This window comes from Natrinema ejinorense, assembly GCF_002494345.1.
GTDB classification, from domain to species: domain Archaea; phylum Halobacteriota; class Halobacteria; order Halobacteriales; family Natrialbaceae; genus Natrinema; species Natrinema longum.
In genome coordinates this window covers 111,947-131,441 of record NZ_NXNI01000002.1, presented here as the reverse complement: position 1 = coordinate 131,441, position 19,495 = coordinate 111,947, and the positions used below count along the sequence as shown (strand labels likewise).

Here is a 19,495-nt window from a genome sequence, read left to right as displayed (position 1 = left end):
GTGTAATTACGGTGCGGTGCCTGCAGTTGAGTCGTCCGCGAACTGTGGCGGAGTGCCCTGTCGACCGAGCGTGAAGACGCCCCCAGCGAGAACCAAGACGAGCGCTAGTGAGCCGGAGAGGCCAGCGAACCCGATCGGTTGCAGGAACGTCGCGGCGAGCGGACCGAGACTCGCGCCGATGAACAGGATGCACGTGTACAGTGCCACGGCTGCGCCGCGGGCCAAGGCGGCAGCCTCCCCGATGAAGTCGATGAGCGAGGGGACTGCCACCGCGATGCCCGTGACGAAGACGAGACTCCCGATGACGAGCACGGCCAGCGACCCCACAACGGCCTCAAGCCCGAGCCCACCAGCAGCGAGGCCGAGACCGCCGATGACGACGCGGTCACTCCCGTAGCGGGTGACTAGCTGTCCGGCAAGGGGTGAGCACACCATGCCAGGAACGCCAGCAACGTGCACGAGCAGGAACTGTTCTGGACTGATGCCGAAAGTCGTCTGGAGGTGCGGCGCGAGCGCGCTGTACATCCCGACGAACGTGAACAGCAGGGTAAACGCAGCGAAGTAAGCTGCGAGGAGGACTCGATTCCGTAGCAATCGTCCCATCCGTGCGTATACCGTCCGGAGACGGGTCGCTGACTCGCCCGCCGCACGCTCGCTGTGTGGGAGTGTATAGACGAGGACAACGAAGACGCCATACATCGCGGCGAGTCCCCAGAACACCCACTGCCACCCGACGGCCAACGTTACGGCGTCGGCGTAGACCTGCCCAGCGATCCCAGCCACGAGGAAGCCAGTCGTCACCACGGCAATCCCGGTGGCATGCGTCGACGCTGGGAGGACTTCGCCAAGATACGCGAGGGCGGCAGGGGCGAACGTGGCGGCGGCGATTCCCTGTACAACCCGTAAGCCGAGAAGAACCTCGTACGACGGACTGAACCCGACCGCAAGTGTCGCAAGCGCAAGCACGAGTAGGCCGGGAACCATGATCTCCTTTCGGCCGTACCGATCGGAGAGCGGTCCGAAGACGAGAAAGCCCGCGGCGTACGCGAGCCCAAAGGCAGTACCCAACCACGACGCTTGGGCCTGGGAGACACCGAACAGGCGTCGCATCGTCGGGAAGAGCGGAATCGCCACGTACAACTCCGAAACGACAACGAGCCCGGTCAGTGCCAGGATCGCGACCGTCGTCGGCGCATCGAGCCGGGTACGCACGGTCATGACTGCCACCGGTCCTCCAGTACTGGATTCAGGAAATCGTCCGGAACTGGCCGTCTAAGCGGCCAGGATGAGTCGTTCGTCCGCTCGTGTCGATGGTCGTCTGGGTCTGACATCGGCAGCCTCGGCTATGATGACCGCGCTAATAAACAGTCAAGTTAGTTACATAGTACCGGGTTCGATCGGTCGCACCGGGTATGTGAATTCGTACCGATTCCCGACGGAAGGAAGTTTGACCCTCAAAGCTGTGGAGGTCGGGGCTCAGGCTGCGGTATCGCCTTTCACTCACCGCTATGCTTTTGAGTGCGAAAATCGCACTAAAGGCCATGTCTGACACTCCCGAAGACTCAGAAGCGACGGAAACCGAGACACTGGTTGACGCGGGGAAAGACAAGTACCTCGGCGTACAAGAGAAACGGGAATTGTTTACCCTCCTCGGCAGAGCCCATACGATGGAGATCATCCACGTATTCGTCCGGGAACCTGGCCCATGGCGGTTCAATGAATTGCGCAGGGTGTTAGATATTTCACAGAATACGCTGTCGGCACGGCTCAGTGAACTGCTCGAAGCAGAGTTGCTCACTCGGCAGTCCTACGACGAAATCCCACCGCGAGTCGAATACCAAGCAACGCGGAAACTCATCGATCTGAAACCGATGTTTCAGCACCTCTCTGAGTGGGCCGAACAGTACGATCACTAAACATCTCGATTACCAATTCGCAGCGCTCAGTGTTACTCCTCGAGGGCGACACCACAGTCGTCTATATCGACCTCGGTCAGATCGAAGGCAGCGCGTCGGGGATCGATCGCCAGCCGTTCCTGATGCAACTGTTGCTGTCGACGGTCTACCAGCAGGCGAAAAACACCCAACAAAACGTCGAACTCGCGATCGACGAAGCCCACTACCTCTTTGCGGACCAGGCCAATCTCGATTTCCGCGAGACAGCGTTCCGTCACCAACGCCACGCGGGGCTTTGGATGGTGCTGTTCTCCCAAACTGCTCAGGAATTCTACGAAACTGAGCAGGCGGAGAAGATCATCGGCATGTGCCCGATCAAGGTTCTCCACAAGCACCCTGAATTGGATGATCGGACAGCCGACAAGATCGGCCTAACCGAAGAGCAGCGCCGGTACGTCAGGGGTGCCGATGCCGGGAAAGAAGATCTCGGCTATCGTCAGGCACTCGTTCGCGTCGAAGAACACGGGACGTACCCGCTGCAGATCGTCGCTGACGACTTCGAGAAACGAGTTATCGACTACGACCCAGAGGAGCAAGAGTCCAAATTCTTAAAATGGAAGCGCGTTGATGATACCATCAAACCGACTATGAACGCTACGAATGCCCCTCCACTGCTCTGCCCTCGCTCGTTCAGTCGGCCGACGGTACCGCCCGACTGTTCCAAGCGCCTCCGTGCTGCACCGACCGGCCGCTCGCGCTGGCAGCATATCGGACAAACGACGATCTCCCCCTATCGCCCCGTTCGTCGATGAAACGGCCAGCAACTGCTTCCCGGGACCGCCTGCTGTCTGTGATTCTCATCGCCCTCTGTATGGGACTTCTGGGTGTCGTCGCAAGCACACTCACGGCTTCGGTATCAACTACGGTGGCTCCCAAACCGCCGTCATCGACACCACCATCCGGCATCTCACTTTTCGCCCTTCTCTACCAACTCCTCAACCAGATCCTTGCGCCCTTCGGTATCTCCCTCGGCCCACACCCGGGCCAGTTCTCCGGTGATTCCCTCCTCGGGCTGGTATTCATCGGCCTCCGAGCCCTCTACCAGTACCGGCTCCTGATCATCGCGATAGCGTTTCTCTTTACGGTCGTTGGCCTTCTTTATCAGTATTGTTACCATCTCGCCGTCCCCCGACCCCTCCAGCCGACGAGCGAGTCCGCTGAGATAGCCACGGAACCCTCGTCGACAGCGACCCCAAGTGCTGGCTTGTCGCCCGAGACACCCTCGGGATCGGTTCAAGCGGCCTGGGTCGCGATGATTCGCCGTGTCGATGCCGACGTCGATAAGCCGTCGTCGCGAACGGCAATTGAATGGCAGCAGATCGCGATCGATGCAGGTCTACCGCCCGATGCTGTCAAGACGATCACCGCAACGTTCCGTGAAGTTCAGTATGGAGACGCCAGCGAGACAGACGCTCGCCGCCACCATGTCCGGGTCGCGCTCGAGCGACTCGATGAGCATCAGGAAGCCACATATGGATAACCCCTCACGTGTCGCTCTCCGCCGCTGGATAATGCTTACAGCGCTCGCCCTGATCGCTATTGCTGTCCTTCTCGTTGGTCTCGCCGCCGTTTCCCCCTCACTACGCAACGCGCTTCGCCATCCCCGGGATGATATCTTTCTCATTACCGGGTTCCTCGTCGTCGCTATCTCCGGCGGGTCACTCCTTCTCCTCCCGGTGGATGAGATCGCCGAGGACGACAACACTGATGCATACGAGCCCGAAGTCACGCCCGAGATTCCATACGCGGGTGCAGACCTCGAGCCGCTAATGACGGGTCCGTTCTTTGAACGCCACATCTCTCCTTCCGAACAGCGGGAAATCCGGACCCGGCTCCGAGAAACCGCTACTCGCACGATTCGCCGACACACGGGGGCCGCAATGAGCGAAACGAGAGACACCATCCAACGTGGTGACTGGACGGAAAACGCCGTCGCCGCGTGGTTCCTCGGTGAGACGTCCCCACCTCGATCAGTTCGCCTCTACGCGCGTCTCTCTGACGAACTCGCGTTTCGGTACGGCGCTCGCCGAACCGTCCACGAAATTATCGCCTACGAACATCATCACGAAGACACGGAGGAACGTACACCGTGACAGCGGTTGAGCGGACGCACCGTTGGCGAGCGGCATACGCGTTCACCCTGTTCACGAGTACGTCCGGGTTGTATCTCGAAGATCCGCTAGTCCTGCTGACGTCGCTTCTGGGAGTCGCGTATGCAGGCTACCCCCTCCTCGTCGGCCCACCAACCGTCGATCTCGACCTATCACGAACAGTATCGGCCGAGACGCCCAGCCACGGCGATTCCGTGACAGTGACCGTCTCTGTGACGAATACCGGATCGGCGACGCTCGCTGACCTCCGGATCATCGATGGCGTACCGGCTCTCCTGGCGGTCACCAATGGGACGCCACGACACACGGCCACCCTTCGCCCGGGAGCGACGGCGACGTTTCAGTATACAATCGCCGCGAAACACGGGAGCCACCGCTTCACTCCAGCGACGGTGATCGCTCACGATATCAGCGGGAACGTGCGCGTCGAAACCGAGGTCGCTGCCGGTGAGCCGACGATGATGCGTGAGGGACGGACACTCGAGTGTACGGTTGACCTCCGGGCGTTCCAGTTGCGTCGCCAAGCTCGACAGTTTCCCGGGCAAACGCCCACGGGTTCTAGTGGAGACGGGCTCGAGTTCCAGCAGACGAGATCCTATCAACGGGGTGACCCAGTGAACCGAATCGATTGGAAGCAGTTCGCTCGGAGCGGCGATCTCACAACAGTCGAGTTCCGTGAGGAGCACCGGACAGCCGTCGTACTCTGCATCGATGCGCGACCGGAAGCGATGCGAGCGGCGGAACCGACGGACCCACACGCGGTCGCATACTGTGTCGCTGCTGCACGGCAGGTTCTCTCGACGCTCGAGCAGCGGAGTGACCGGGTTGGTGTCGCCGTCTTTGGAACCGAGTTCGACTGGCTCGCGCCGAGTGCGGGCCACCAGCAGTACACACACGCGGAACAACTACTGCTCTCTAATAAATACGACCGGCCAGCACCGATCGACGACCAGGACGCCACGGGTAGATCGACGGCTCAACTCCAGCAGTTACTCGCGCAGACCCGGGAGAACCTCGAGGTCGTGGTGTTTTCGCCGTTGGTCGATGCGTTCGGAGAGACTGCTGTGCAGCAACTGGACGCGAACGGACATGCAGTAACAGTAATCAGTCCGGACGTGACGACGAAGACGACTGCCAGTGCGGAGTTTGCGGGGATCGAGCGCACGAATCGCGTTCAAGCGCTCCGAAATCAACGGGTGCCGGTCGCGGATTGGTCGCCCGAGAAGCCGCTATTCTGGCCTGTCGGCCACCACAGGGGGAGCTAATGGGGCCCTCATCTATCGTGAAGCAGCCGACATATGCGGGGGGCGCGTTCGCCGTACTCGCCGCGGCCTGCGTGACCGGCGTGCTTGCAAGTCGATCTGTTCAGGTATCGATCGCTGGTGTCGAAACTATCGGTTCACTCCTGTTGTTGGGAAGTGGTGTCGTTCGACGTCGTGGTTATCGCGTTCTCGGCGGTAGCCTCGTGGTTGGTGGGAGCGGTATCGTCTGTCTTGCACTCGGCCTGAGTTTTCTGGCGCCGGGTGGTCCATTCGAGCGGCTCTCCTTCCTCGGTGGAACGGTCGCGATGGCTTGTGTCGTACTGGGCGTGTTTCCGCTGTACCGATCCTGGACGCGGCCTCTCGTCGGAATCGGTGTCGCACTCTTCAGTTGCAGTCTTGTCGGCCTCGCGTGGGCCACGAACATAGGCGGGCCCCGGTTATTGCTAGGAGTGGGGCTGACGATTGTCACGTGGGATGTTGCCGAACACGCGATTACGCTTGGAGATGACGTCGGACGGAGTGCGCGAACATACACCGTTTCGGTCACTCATCTGGCGGGGAGTCTAGGAGTTGGGTTGGCTGCCGGGACGGTCGCGGTGGCCGTCTCCAGTGTGCAGCTACCACCGATTCCGATTGCTGCGCTCGCGTTGCTGCTAGGGGCGTTCCTGTTGTTGCTGTTCGTTCTCTTCCTGGGAGATAGTGAGTGGCTGTCCGGGAGGAGAGATTGAGCACCACACGACAGCGAGAGGAGATACTCTGCAACACCAAGTCAGCTACAGTGGTGTGGTGACAATAAACCCGATTCGATCGGCGGTAATTCCAACTGAAAGCCCATTTCCCGACTCCGTTTCCGTCCACCGATATGTGTTTTCTACCGGCTGTGTTGAATCGCCATACGGCGGTGGATTTCACCGTTCGATGGCCCGCTTGATATAGTAGCAACTGAAACGATTTACACACTGATCGCAACGCTGTCGTGCGATCAGGTGTGCAATGACTTTCAGTTGCTACTATAGTATGTCCGACACACAGCAGGGCGATTTCCCAAAACTCCCGAGTACAGGTGAAGGCGTTACCGGAGGTCCCCACCCATATCCTGGATAGACGTTAGAAACGGTCTGTTGAATACAGAGCGTCGGTCTATCGACCGAGTGCGACGAGAATCCCATAGATTACGATCCCACCGCCGAGAACGAGTCCTCTAATCCATCTACCGCCAGTGTCCGCACTCACGACGCTGATAGCAAGAGTCCCGAGCCCACAGAGCACCCAAAACAGTCCAGTCCAGTAGTTGTTCAGTTTGGCGAACAGTGGCAATATCCGTGGGGCGAATACGGCCGCAATACCGATTAGTACGAATACACCGCCCGCTACAACTCCGCCAGTATCGACTGGGTTCTCATAGAATACGAATACGGCTATCGCTAACAGACCGAGAATAACATACGAGAGGCCGTTCCACAGTCCTCCGACGTCCAATCGGTCACTTTCGGTCATTGCTGGCTCTGAGAGGGATACCGCTGACAAGGAACGCTCGTGCGACGATCAGATTCGTATCTGATCTCCCACTTGAAATGATCGATACGCAGGTGTCGTGGGTAGTAGTAACACGATGAACGATGGCTGAAAAGAGGGTTTCAACGGTGCCGAATCGTAGCACCAACGACTGTTCATTACAGCGATTCCAAGTGGATGGGAATCGGCCAGAAATTGATAACCGGCGATCCGAATAACACGATGTCGCGTGGGTGAGCGCGACATCGATCCAATCATCTACCGACCCTTGCGACGGCTCAGGCGGCGGGCACCACCCACCCGTCGCCGGACCGTCGCTGTTTAAGTTTCGTGTTACCGAACGGTGCGCGTTCTCCGGCCCGATTTTGATACGTATCTGTGGCATAGCAAATCCCTTGATCTCCCACGCGACAAACCAACACCGAGTGCGACGAGACGGACACCCCCAACCGGATTCCACTCGCGCCGGGCCTCGAGTCCGCGTTGATCACGTGCTGTGATCGTGTCGGAGTTCGTCCGGCGATCGACCTGGCCGTTCTCGACGAGCCCTTACGACATCGTCGAGATTTGGATACAGACGCCCATGAGGAATCCCTTTTTGGTAGCACTTCTCGAGCCCATCTTTGATCGCGAGGCCATGTGGTTCGTCTTGGCCGGCGATCACGTACTGCGGGTTACGCTGGAATGCAGTGAGATCGTACATGTATGAACGTGCGCATATTGACTGATGACGGTTCCGGACGGACCGGAGTACCGACAACTGGCAGTTGCTCTCGCCGGTCATCGACCCGTTCGCAGTTCCCACGTTGGCTTTCCCCTGAACGTATCGGGGTTCTCAGCAGGAGCAGCATGATCCTGATTCGTCGATAGTGACGCAAGTCGTGCGAGCCGGTGTGCCTTCCGTGGATCAGATAGAGCATATTGATGCCATCTTATTTTCATCAGGTCCACAAATTCGCAATAAATTGGTGGTAGTCCCGAGGCTCCCGTCGGTCGAAGCCGTTCGAGCCAGCAATTTTAGGCCGGGCTAAAACCAAAGGATATTTATTCCTTTAGGCTGGCCTAAAATTCATGGCAGAAGCTGAAAGAGACGGGAATCGATCGACCCGGAGAGAGTACATGAAAGACGGGACCGCGCTGCTGGCCGCCGGTTCGCTCGCAGGTTGTTCTGACCTCTCGGGTGGGGTCGCCGAATCGGACGAAACTCAGACACAGGCTGGTCGGTCCTATTCGGGGACGATGGCGCCGGTCGGCGAACTCAGACTAGAGTCGAAACCCGAGCGCATCGTTGGCGGGTGGGGATTCGAGGAGGACATCTTGACTGCACTGGGGGAGGCCGACAAGCTCGTCGCCGCCGAAGGCAACCAGTTCTGGTTCACCGGGTTCTACGATCAGCTCCCAGGCGTAGACGTGCCGGATCCCGGATCGTTAGATCTGGTCCGGACGGACGACTGGTCGCTCAAGACGGAGTTTCTCTACGAACTCGACCCGGACCTGTTCGCCGTCGACCCAAACCGGTTCATCTCGTACTACGGCGCCGACGAGGACGACATCTCCGAGATCGAAGATTCGATCGCGCCCTTCTTCGGGAACGCTAGCCGCCGCAAGCGCGGCGACGACTGGCCGACCTGGCCTGGCGATGAGCCCTACGCCTACTACGATATCCCCGAACTCGTCAGCCGGTATGGGGATCTGTTCGGCAAGTCCGAGACGGCCACAGCCATCAACGACCGCTACCGGACGGCGCTGGAGGACATGCGATCGCGCGTCCCGCCCGAGTCCGCGCGTCCGAGCGTTGCGTTGCTCAACGCACAGATCAACCCCGACACGGAGGGGTTCTTCCGCGCTTACAATCCCGAGACTGCGATCGACAAGACGTACGGGAAGAAACAGTACCGGGATCTCGGGCTCGTCGACGCCTTCGAGGGCGAGTACGGCGGCCAGGCCGGAATCCAGATCGACTACGAGGCGCTGCTCGAGGTCGATCCCGACGTGATCGTGTTCCACTTCGGTGTCAATTACCGCGACTGGAACGACGACGATGCTCTCCGAAAGACCGTCGAAGGGATGCGCGACAGCCCACTGGGACAGAAACTCACCGCCGTCCAGGAGGACGAACTCTACGTCGGCGGCTCGGCGTACCAGGGCCCGATCATCAACCTCTTCCAGACCGAGATGCTCGGGAAACAGCTCTACCCTGACGAGTTCGGTGAGTGGCCTGGCGAGGTCACCGCCGGCGAACTCCCGGAGATCCCCGAGGACGAATGGCTGTTCGACCGCGAGGAACTCGCCGATATCGTCTCTGGATCGAACTGATCCGACGAGTCACACTGGGGTGCTCGTCGCGCAGGTCTTTTGTGCAACGTGATTTGCCAGTCCGTGTGCCGTTCGTTTCTGCCGAAACTACCGGCCGACGCCGCCGCGCTCGAGGGTGAGGGGAACGCTTATTATGTTTTAGGTTGACCTAAATATCAACGGATGGTATCTCATAGAAAACGAGAGGCCAGTCGTGGCGTCTCGAGTACACAGGTCGAGCGGCTTCGGACGACGCTCCAGGCGGAGCGCTGGCGGAGTGTCGATCAGGAACTGTTCGCGAAGATGCTCGCGGAGTTTATGTACGAGAGACTGCTCGAACCCGATGAATACGCCGTCGACAGCGACTGGCGGACCTACCGCCTGGCTTTCGGCGACGTCAGCTACGAGTTCCGCGCAAAAGAGCGGGTGTTCGACAGCTACCGTGTCGACCCGGACTCTATCAGGAAACGGGTCGGCGACGGCGAGTGGACGGAGGCAACCGACGCGATCCAATTCCTGCTCGACGCTCGCGAGACCCTGGGGATCGACGACCAGACGGCGAGCTACCTCGTCCGGGAGTACAACAACACCCTCCTGGCTGACACGCACATCGACGCCGACGACGCCCCCGACGACGTGGAGAGTATCGTCGACCTCGACGCGATGGAGGTCGAAGGCGAGATGCGGGGCCACCCCTGGTTCACAGTCAACAAGGGACGTATCGGATTCGATTACGGGGACTACCTCCAGTACGCGCCCGAGAACCAGACGCCCCAGTCACTCCAGTGGGTCGCGGTCCGGCAGTCGGAGGCGACGTTCGCGAGCGTCGACGACCTCGAGTACGACTCTCTGATGGAGACCCACCTCGGCGATCACGTCGGCGAGTTCGAACGGACGATCGCAAATCAGGGGCTCGAGCCCGCCGAGTACTACCTCATGCCAGTTCACGAGTGGCAGTGGCAACACACGCTGGCCCAACTGTTCGCGCCTGCAATCGCGGCAGACGAGATCGTCCCGCTCGGATCCGGGCCCGACACGTACCTTCCCCAGCAGTCGATCCGGACGCTGACGAACCGTTCGGACCCGACGAAACCACACGTCAAGGTACCGATGCGGATCCTGAATACGATCGTGTACCGCGGTCTCCCGGGCGAGCAAGCCCTGGCCGCTCCGCGCGTGACCGAGGTCGTCAAGGGGATCTGCGATCAGGATCCGTTCCTCAGAGACGACTGCGACCTCGTCCTGCCCGGAGAGATCGCGAGTATTAATTACGAGCACCCCCAGTTCTCACAACTCTCCGCCGCACCGTACCAGTACCAAGAACTGCTGGGCGCGGTCTGGCGCGAGAGCGTCCAGTCGCTCACGACAGAGTCCGAGCAGGCGCTGCCGCTCTCTGCGCTGTTACATCGCGACGTCGACGGTTCGCCAGTCGTTTCGTCGCTCGCGTCTCGAGCAGGTCTCTCGCTGGCGGCATGGATCGAGGAGTTCCTCGATGTCCTCTTCCCGCCGCTGTTGCACTACCTGTACAAGTACGGGCTGGTGTTCATGCCACACGGGACGAACGTCCTCTTGATTCACCGGGACGGTCAGCCGGTCCGGATCGCCGTCAAGGACTACGTCGACGAAATCGCGCTGAGCGACGAGCGCCTTCCCGAGGCATCAGTGATCCCCGACGACCTGTACGATCACCCCGAGATCCTCCATCAAAAGGAACCAGAGGCGCTGTGCCAGCACATCTTCGGCACCGTGTTCATCTGTGTTCTCCGGTACGTCTCTGATCTCCTCGAACGGGAGGTCGGGTACGACGAGACCGTCTTCTGGCGACAGGTGCGCGACAGCATCGAACGGTACCAGTCGGCTCACCCGGATCTAGAGCCCCGCTTCGACCGCTTTGACCTGTTCAAACCCGAGTTTACCCGCCTCTGTCTGAACCGCGGCCGCTTGACCGATTACGAGTATGCCGACGGCCCCGAGCCACCGGAGGTGACCGCCTACGGGACTGTGACGAACGCGCTAGCCGAACTCAACGACTGATCCGGTGATTCAGGGCGCGCTTTGCGTCTGATCGCCTGCTGGTAGGTTACTCGCTCCGCCGCCTGTGCGGTCGCGTTAGCTCCGTGTGTACGCAATATCTTGCCCATTTCACATCTATAATCAGATTACATTAAAATTTACTAGTAATCTGGTATATACCAGTAGTTTTTTATTTTTAGGCTTGCCTAAAACAATTGATGGCGAAAGATACCACGCTGCTCGGAAGCATGGCTTCCCGGGCCGGAGGTGATCGCGAGTGAACTACGCCGACTCGACAGCCGACCAGTTGCTCGCCCAGCAGGCGAACCGTGAATCGAGCGCACGGACGTATCCGCGGTATCTCCCGTTGGCAATCGAGGAGGCCTCGGGAATGACGGTCGTCGACGTCGAAGGCAACGAGTACTACGACTGCCTCGCGGGAGCGGGGACACTCGCGCTGGGGCACAATCACCCGGCCGTCGTGGACGAGATGGAGCGCATGCTCGCGGAGGGGCGAGCGATCCACACGCTCGATCTCACGACACCGGAGAAAGAGCGGTTCGTCGACACGCTGTTCAGCTGTCTCCCCGACGAACTCACGGACACCGCGAAAGTCCAGTTCTGTAGTCCCGCCGGGACCGACGCCGTGGAGGCGGCGCTGAAGCTCGTCAGGACAGCCACCGGCGACCGACCGATCCTCGGGTTTCAGGGTGGCTACCACGGGATGACCAGTGGCGCGTTGAGTCTCATGGGCAACACCGGACCGAAAGAGCCGCCGGGATTGCCATCGGCGGTCCATCACCTTCCGTACCCCTACACCTACCGATGTCCGTTCGGGGAGGGCGGTGACGAGTGCTGGCGAACCAGCGTGCAGTACGTCAAACGAGTGCTCGAGGATCCCGCCAGCGGCGTCGTCTCGCCCGCCGGGATGGTCTTCGAATCAGTCCAGGGCGAGGGGGGCGCCGTCCCCGCGCCGGCCCCGTGGATGCGAGAGATCCGCCGTCTCACGGACAAGCACGACGTGCCGCTGATCGCCGACGAGATCCAGACGGGGCTGGGACGCACCGGTGAGCTGTTCGGATTCGAGCACGCCGACATCGTTCCCGACGTCGTCACCGTCTCGAAGGCCGTCGGCGGCGGGTTGCCCCTCGCAGTCGTCGTCTACGACGAGGAACTCGACGAATGGGAGCCGGGGGCCCACGCGGGGACGTTCCGCGGAAACCAGCTCGCGATGGCCGCTGGGACGGTGACAATGCAACACGTCCTCGACAACGACCTCGACGAGCACGCCGCGGCGATGGGCGAACGACTCCGTGAGCACCTTGAGGAGACTGCCGCAATCAGCACGGCAGTCGGTGACGTCCGGGGACGCGGCCTCATGCTCGGCGTCGAGTTCGTCGATCCGACCGCCGACCCCGGCCCGCAGGGACACCACCCGCCTAACGGGGATCTGACAGAACGTGTGCAAGCCGAGGCGTTCGATCGCGGCCTCATCATCGAGACTGGCGGGCGCGACGGCGCGACTGCCCGGTTCCTCCCGCCGCTGGTCATCTCCCCGAAGCAGGTCGACGATCTGGCCGAGATTTTCCACCGTAGCGTTCGCGCGGCGATCGACGCCGACGAACGGACGGAGGTACTCGCATGAACGGCGAGAAGTCTCTCGACGGAGAGGAGCGTTTGGACCAGCCGCCGCTCGACGACGCGTTCCTCGGGAGCGACGCCGGGAGCGCTGCCTACGCAGCCGCGACCGACGCGGCGACGCGCGCTGTGGTGACCGCGACCAACCGCGCGACGCCCTACTCGGGGGCCGATCCCGACGCGCTCCGCGACCGGTTTGCCGACCGGCGTGTCCTCCCCGAGAGTGGACAGCCCGTCGAAGAGACGCTGGCAGAGGTCACTGACGACGTACTCTCGGACGTCGTCGGTGTCTTCGACCCGGGCTGTGTCGCACACCTCCAGTGTCCGCCCACGATTCCCGGACTCGCGGCGGAAGTGCTCGTCGCGGGGACGAACCAGTCGATGGACTCGTTCGACCAGGCGCCGGCGCCGTCCGTCTGCGAAGAACGCGTCGTCAGTGAGCTCTGTGACCTGGTTGCGTTCCCTGCCGGCGCCGACGGCGTGTTCACGAGCGGCGGCACGCAGTCGAACTTTCAGGGACTGCTCCTGGCCCGGGCATGGTTCTGTCGCGACCGGTTCGACCGTGACGTTCAGGCCGAGGGACTGCCCTCCAGAGCCGATGACCTCCGCGTCGTCACCTCCGAGGCAGCTCACTTCACGGCTGCCCAGGCCGCAGCGCAGTTGGGCCTCGGCGAGGACTGCGTCGTCGAGGTGCCAACCGACGACAGCTACCGGATGGATCTGGACGCGCTGGATTCGACTATCGCCGACCTTCGCGCGGACGGCACCCGACCGTTCGCGCTGTTCGGGACTGCCGGGACGACTGATCACGGCGCGGTCGATCCGCTGTCGGAACTCGCCCGCCGCGCAACTGAACACGACCTCTGGTTCCACGTCGACGCCGCCTACGGCGGGGCGTTGCTGCTCTCCGACCGCGAGCGGGCCACACTCGACGGCATTGCGCAAGCGGACTCCGTCGCGGTCGACTTCCACAAGCTGTTCTACCAGCCCATCAGTTGTGGTGCCTTCCTGCTCCGCAACGGCAGCCGGTTCCGGTTACAGGACCGCAATGCGGCGTATCTCAACCCCGAGACCGACGACGAGTCGGGCATCCCGAACCTCGTCGGGAAGTCCCTCCAGACGACCCGTCGATTCGATGCCCTGAAACCGTATGTGACGTTCCGGACGCTGGGACGTGAGCGCCTCGCTGACTGGGTCGAGTACGTCGTCGATCTCGCGACCGCCACGAGCGCCGACGTCCGTGACCACCCCGACCTCGAACTGGTGTGTGAACCACAGCTGAGCACCGTCCTGTTTCGATATCGACCCGACGAGGGCGACCCCGACGAGATCAACCCGGCCATCCGCGGTCGCCTGCTCCGAGACGGACGGGCCGTGATCGCCCGCACGGAGGTCGACGGAGAAGCGACGCTCAAGTTCACGTTGTTGAACCCGCGAGCGACGCGTTCGTCGCTCCGTGGGCTGCTTGAATCGGTCGTCGAATACGGCACCGAGATCGAACGAGAGAGATCAACATGACACGACACGACGACTCCGCGCGCGAGATCGCGCGCCACGCTACGACACACAGTTTCCTGAACTGCTACTGCCACGAGACCGGTACCGGGCAGTTCCGGCCAGGTGACGAGACACCGATCGACGCCGACGGGATCGTTCTGCACTGTCCCCTCGAGGAGCAGGGCGTCGATCTGTACGCACCAGTCGCGCACCGCTCGCCGACTGGACGTCACCTCTTCGAGACGCCAGTGCGTTACCGCGTCGAGGGGCAGATCCACGACTGTGATTACCTCACGCTCGCGACGCTCCTGACCAAAGAACTCGAGTTGACCCGCGGCGGCGACGCCGACAGGGACGAACTCCTCGCCCGAGTCGTCTCGAGCTGTCGGGCCGTCGAACGGTTCGTCGACGCCCGTCGAGGAGACGAAGCGCTCACCGATCCCGGGGCAACGTTCCGCGAGGCCGAACAGTCCCTCGTATTCGGCCACCTCATGCACCCGACGCCGAAGAGCCGCCGCGGGATGGGCCGGGATGGGCCACGTTACGCGCCCGAACTCGGCACGTCATTCCCGCTGCACTACGTCAGTGCCGAGTCGGCAGTCGTCAGCCAGGACTCCACGCGCGAGCACAGCGCCGCTGAGTGGGTCGAATCGGCGCTACGAGACGACCCGGCCGTCCCGGAGGCAGTCGTCGACCGGCACGTCGACGACGGGCGCGTACTCATCCCGCTGCATCCCTGGCAGGCCAGGTACCTGTTCGACCGGGAACCGGCACAGCGCTGGCTCGAAGACGGGCGTCTCGAGTCGCTCGGACCGATTGGACGCGAGTTCGCCCCGACCTCGTCTGTTCGGACGCTGTACGCGCCGGAGTCGCCGTTCATGGTCAAGGGCTCGCTGGCAGTCAAGATCACGAACGCCGAGCGGACGAACAAGCGTCCGGAACTCGACCGCGGCGTCGCCATCTCGGAGCTGCTGGACACCGAACTCGGGGACGCGATCGACGATCGATTCCCCGATTTCGACGTGATTCGGGACCCGGCTTACCTGACTGTCGAGACGGACGACGGGAGCGCCGAGTCCGGGTTCGAGGTTGTCCTGCGGGAAAACCCGTTCTACCCGGACGGCGAGCAGCAGGTGACGCCGATCGCCGCGCTGTGTCAGGACGGAATCACCGGGCAGTCCCGCCTCGAGCGAGTCGTCCGCGACATCGCCAACAGCGACGGACGAGCCGTCGACGTGGTGAGCGTCGACTGGTTCGACCAGTACCTCGAGACGGTGGTCCAGCCGGTTCTCTGGCTGTTCCTCGACTGGGGACTCGGGCTGGAGGCCCATCAGCAGAACACGGTCCTGAAACTGGACGATGACGGCTATCCCGCCCACGGATTCTACCGCGACAACCAGGGGTACTACTTCCCGGAAGGCGCCTACGATCGGATCCACGATGTCTGTCCCGGCGTCGGCGAGCGGGCCGACACGCTCTGCCCGGACGCCGTCGCCGACGAGCGGATCCGTTACTACGTCGTCCTGAACAACGCGTTTGGCGTGATCAACGCCTTCGGGACAGCCGGCCTCGTCGACGAACGTCGTCTGCTCGGGGTCCTCCGTGACCGGCTCGAGTCGCTGCAGCGGTTCGATCGTCCGTCGTCGTCCCTGCTCGACCCGCTCCTCGAGTCCGAAACCGTCCCTCGCAAGGCGAACCTGCTCACGCGATTCCGCGGGCTCGACGAACTCGACGCCCCCTCGCTCGACGACCAGTCGGTATACGCCTCGGTGCCGAATCCACTGGTCCGGGAACTCGAGCAGGAGGTGGTCCGATGACGGCGCCTGCGACGTCGGTGTCTCACGACTACGGTTTCCACGTCGACGACGAGACGATCGACCGGACGATCGCGTACCGGCCAGTCTCGCTGGCGGACGATCTCGGGCGGCTGCACGCGTGGTTCAACGCCGAGCACGTCCAGCCGTTCTGGGACATCGCCGAGCCGCTGTCGGTGGTCCGTGAGACGATCGCGGAGAAGTTGGCGACCGAGGAACTGGGCTGTTACGTCGGCTCGCTCGACCACGTCCCGATGAGTTACTGGGAGTGTTACTGGGCCGCGGACGACGAGGTCGGTGAGCACTTCGACGCGGTCCCAACCGACCAGGGGCTGCACCTCCTCATCGGCCCGCCGGAGTTCCTCGGGAACGGTTTGGCCGTCCCGCTCGTCAGGGCAATGCTCCGGTTCCAGTTCACACACGCCGAGACGGACCGGGTCGTCGTCGAACCGGACGTCCGAAACGACGTCGTCAGGCGTGTATTCAGACGCTGCGGGTTCGAACCGGTCCGTGAGATCGCCATGGACGAAAAAGACGCGATGCTCATGCTCTGCCACCGCGAGACCTTCGAAGAAACGATCTGGCCTGACGGTCGCGCGGACCTCGGGGAGGTGACAGCGAATGACTGACGGCGACGATCACCGAGTGTCCGGCGCGGCCGAAACCGGCCCGACGCACGCGGGAGATTCCGATGCCGGCACCGATCCGGTGGACTGTGGCCACGTCGACGTCCTCGGTGTGGGCCTCGGGCCGTTCAATCTCGGGCTGGCGGCTCTGCTCGCGGAGACGGACGTCGAGGCGGCGTTCCTAGAACAGGCGTCGACGTTTGCCTGGCACGAGGGGATGCTCATCGAGGGGGCAACCCTGGAGGTACCGTTCCTCGCGGACTTAGTTACGCTCGCCGATCCTACCAGTGAGTACAGCTACCTCAACTACCTGCGCGAGACCGACCGCATCTACGAGTTTTACTTCTACGAGACCTTCCAGGTGCCCCGACGGGAGTACGACGCCTACCTCGGGTGGGTCGCCGATCGACTCGAGAGTTGTCGGTTCAGCCGACGCGTCACGAGCGTCGCTGAGACCGACACGGGGTTCCGCGTCGAAGCTGTCGACCCGGAAACGGGCGACCGGTACGTGTTCACTGCCGACGACCTCGTCGTCGGCGTCGGATCGCGCCCCTACGTCCCCGACCAGTTCCGCAACTCCCTCGGCGAGTCTATCTTTCACACCGCCCGGTACCGGGACCGTCGCGACGGCGTCCTCGATAGCGACGCCATCGCTGTCGTCGGTTCCGGCCAGAGCGCCGCCGAGGTTGTGCTGGACCTGCTCGAACGACAGTCCGATCACGGCTACCGCCTCGACTGGCTCACTCGCTCGGACGGGTTCTTCTCGATGGAGTACTCGAAGCTCGGCCTGCAACATTTCACGCCGGAGTATACCCGGTACTTCTACGACCTCGATCGAGACACCAGAGACGAGGCCCTCTCCGGGCAGGACCTCCTGTACAAGGGGATCGACGTCCAGACGAGCGCGCGTATCTATGACACGCTGTATGAACGGTCCATCGGTTCGCGCGACCCCGACTTCGGCATGCTCGCGATGACTGCCGTCGAAGATATCGAGCCCGCCGGCGACGGGTATCGCTTGGCGTGTCACCAGACCCAGCAGGACGAGCGGTTCGTCCACGAAGCAGATGCGGTCGTTCTCGGGACCGGATATCACCGCCCGACCCCGTCGTTTCTGGGGCCGCTGGAAGCGGCGCTCGATCGTGATTCGAAGGAGCGACTCCGTATCACGGCGGATTACCGTGTCAAAAGCGACTGTGAGGGCCGGATATTCGTCCAGAACGCCGGAGTCTACACTCACGGCGTCGGAACCCCGGATCTCGGTCTCGGGTGTTACCGGAACGCTGTCGTCGTTGAGCAACTCGCCAGTCGCGAGGTGTATCCGATCGACAAAGACACCGTGTTCCAGGATTTCGACGTCGAGCAGTTCGTCACGACGGGCCAGCGAGACGGGGCCGCGAGCCCGCTCGCTTCGACGACTGACCGGAGTGATCTGACGTGACCAGGATCGCTCTGATCGTCCTCGACACGCTCCGGAAAGACACCTTCGGGCGACACTTCGATTGGGTGCCGGGCCGGACGTTCACGAACGCGTGGTCGACGAGTCACTGGACAGTCCCGGCCCACGCGTCGCTGTTCACCGGTCGGTACCCGTCGACCGTCGGCGTCCACGCCCGCTCAATCGCGCTCGATTGCGAACAGCCGGTTCTGGCCGAACGGCTCCGCGGTGCCGGCTACGAGACTGTCGCCTTCAGCGCGAACGGAAACGTCGTCCCGTCGTTCGACTACAACCGTGGTTTCGACGTCTTCGAACGGCACTCGCGGACGCGAGGGACTGACTGTGACGTGTTCCCGTGGGGGGATCACGCGGCCGAGCGCGATTTGTCACTCCCCCTCGCAGTGACGTCCGGACTCGTCGAGACCGTCCGTGGCTCCTACGACGTACGACCGTCGCTTCGGGCGGGGATCCGCCGTCTCCGACGCCGTCACGGGATCGGCCCCGGCGTCGTCGACGATGGAGCCAGTGACGCACTGTCGCTGCTGAGAGAGCGGTCCTTCGACGACGACGCGTTCGTCTTCCTCAACCTCATGGAGGCGCACACGCCGTACGTTCCGCCCGGTGGCTACGCGTCTCGATCCTACGACGCCGAGGAGACCGACCTGGACCTCGCGATGACACTCGGCGACGGCCCTGCCGATCCGGCACCCTACGAGCAGGCCTACGAGGACTGCGCACGTTATCTCGCCGACGTCTATCGGGACATCCACGACGAACTCGCCGATTTCGACTACGTGATCACGATGTCGGACCACGGCGAGGTGTTCGGAACTGACGGCGTCTGGGGGCACCCGCACGGACTGTATCCCGATCTCGTCGAAGTTCCAATCGTCGTCAGGGGCCCCGACGCTGACGACGGACACTGTGATGCCCTCGTCAGCGTCGCCGACGTCTACCGGACGGTCCTCGACGCGGCCGGGGTCGACGCCGACGGGCCGGGACAGTCGCTGCTGGGCGAGGTCGATGGCCGCGATCACTGTCGGACCGAGTATCACGGGCTCACGCACGCCGAGCAACGCTCGAGTCTGCTGGATCAGGGGTTCGACGAGACACTCGTCGAACGCTACGACTCCCCGCTCCGTGGCATGGTTTCCGCGGACAGCTACGGGTACGAGACCCGCGACGGGTTCACTTGCCGGGGTACGGACTGCGCAGAAACGCTACGACGCCGTCTTGAACGGGAGGGACCCTCCCTAGACGACCTCGACCGTGACGGGACGGATATCGACGATGCCGTCGAAAAAAGGCTCGAACATCTGGGATACGTGTGA

At 62.3% G+C, this 19,495-nt stretch carries 14 protein-coding genes and 2 pseudogenes; 14 read left to right on the top strand and 2 right to left on the bottom strand.

Annotated elements, in window-relative coordinates:
• Positions 1–6: 6 nt before the first annotated feature.
• Entirely contained in the window at positions 7–1,218 is a 1,212-nt protein-coding gene (locus CP557_RS20110) for an MFS transporter (protein WP_097381808.1), read from the bottom strand.
• Positions 1,219–1,541: 323 nt separating this feature from the next.
• Here CP557_RS20110 and CP557_RS20105 point away from each other — a divergent pair, with 323 nt between their 5' ends.
• The 6 genes and pseudogenes from CP557_RS20105 to CP557_RS20080 all read left to right on the top strand — a co-directional run bounded on the left by CP557_RS20105 (position 1,542) and on the right by CP557_RS20080 (position 6,056).
• Positions 1,542–1,916, top strand: coding sequence for a winged helix-turn-helix transcriptional regulator (locus tag CP557_RS20105; protein WP_097382061.1), 375 nt, complete (start codon positions 1,542–1,544; stop codon positions 1,914–1,916).
• Positions 1,917–1,951: 35 nt separating this feature from the next.
• Positions 1,952–2,491, top strand: a pseudogene (locus CP557_RS20100) (VirB4 family type IV secretion system protein); the annotation flags it as partial.
• 212 nt (positions 2,492–2,703) lie between these two features.
• The gene (locus CP557_RS22825; RefSeq protein WP_211290264.1) at positions 2,704–3,435 is read left to right on the top strand and encodes a DUF4129 domain-containing protein; all 732 of its coding nucleotides are present in this window, start codon (positions 2,704–2,706) and stop codon (positions 3,433–3,435) included.
• Complete coding sequence (locus tag CP557_RS20090) at positions 3,407–4,048, top strand: DUF7269 family protein (protein WP_211290263.1); 642 nt, start codon at positions 3,407–3,409, stop codon at positions 4,046–4,048. The genes CP557_RS22825 and CP557_RS20090 overlap by 29 nt, the downstream gene beginning before the upstream one ends.
• Positions 4,045–5,331 (top strand): DUF58 domain-containing protein, encoded by a 1,287-nt coding sequence (locus CP557_RS20085; protein WP_097381806.1) that lies wholly within the window; start codon positions 4,045–4,047, stop codon positions 5,329–5,331. The genes CP557_RS20090 and CP557_RS20085 overlap by 4 nt, the downstream gene beginning before the upstream one ends.
• Positions 5,331–6,056, top strand: a complete 726-nt coding sequence (locus tag CP557_RS20080) for a DUF7519 family protein (RefSeq protein WP_097381805.1) — start codon at positions 5,331–5,333, stop codon at positions 6,054–6,056. The genes CP557_RS20085 and CP557_RS20080 overlap by 1 nt, the downstream gene beginning before the upstream one ends.
• A gap of 1,243 nt (positions 6,057–7,299) precedes the next feature.
• Here CP557_RS20080 and CP557_RS23175 read toward each other — a convergent pair.
• Positions 7,300–7,546: pseudogene (locus tag CP557_RS23175) on the bottom strand (PadR family transcriptional regulator); the annotation flags it as partial.
• A 368-nt stretch (positions 7,547–7,914) separates the two neighbouring features.
• Here CP557_RS23175 and CP557_RS20070 point away from each other — a divergent pair.
• The 8 genes from CP557_RS20070 (at position 7,915) to CP557_RS20035 (ending at position 19,495) form a co-directional block, all read left to right on the top strand.
• A complete protein-coding gene (locus CP557_RS20070; protein ID WP_169924422.1) occupies positions 7,915–9,159 on the top strand; it encodes an ABC transporter substrate-binding protein in 1,245 nt (414 codons plus the stop codon).
• Positions 9,160–9,321: 162 nt separating this feature from the next.
• Positions 9,322–11,172: an IucA/IucC family protein gene (locus tag CP557_RS20065; protein WP_097381804.1), complete on the top strand. Its 1,851-nt coding sequence runs from the start codon at positions 9,322–9,324 to the stop codon at positions 11,170–11,172.
• 256 nt (positions 11,173–11,428) lie between these two features.
• A complete protein-coding gene (locus CP557_RS20060) occupies positions 11,429–12,796 on the top strand; it encodes a diaminobutyrate--2-oxoglutarate transaminase (protein WP_097381803.1) in 1,368 nt (455 codons plus the stop codon).
• Positions 12,793–14,307: a pyridoxal phosphate-dependent decarboxylase family protein gene (locus tag CP557_RS20055; protein ID WP_097381802.1), complete on the top strand. Its 1,515-nt coding sequence runs from the start codon at positions 12,793–12,795 to the stop codon at positions 14,305–14,307. The genes CP557_RS20060 and CP557_RS20055 overlap by 4 nt, the downstream gene beginning before the upstream one ends.
• Positions 14,304–16,103 (top strand): IucA/IucC family protein, encoded by a 1,800-nt coding sequence (locus CP557_RS20050; protein ID WP_097381801.1) that lies wholly within the window; start codon positions 14,304–14,306, stop codon positions 16,101–16,103. The genes CP557_RS20055 and CP557_RS20050 overlap by 4 nt, the downstream gene beginning before the upstream one ends.
• Complete coding sequence (locus CP557_RS20045) at positions 16,100–16,729, top strand: GNAT family N-acetyltransferase (protein WP_097381800.1); 630 nt, start codon at positions 16,100–16,102, stop codon at positions 16,727–16,729. The genes CP557_RS20050 and CP557_RS20045 overlap by 4 nt, the downstream gene beginning before the upstream one ends.
• A complete protein-coding gene (locus tag CP557_RS20040; protein WP_097381799.1) occupies positions 16,722–18,167 on the top strand; it encodes a lysine N(6)-hydroxylase/L-ornithine N(5)-oxygenase family protein in 1,446 nt (481 codons plus the stop codon). The genes CP557_RS20045 and CP557_RS20040 overlap by 8 nt, the downstream gene beginning before the upstream one ends.
• On the top strand, positions 18,164–19,495 hold the full coding sequence (locus CP557_RS20035) for a sulfatase-like hydrolase/transferase (protein WP_097381798.1): 1,332 nt from the start codon (positions 18,164–18,166) through the stop codon (positions 19,493–19,495). The genes CP557_RS20040 and CP557_RS20035 overlap by 4 nt, the downstream gene beginning before the upstream one ends.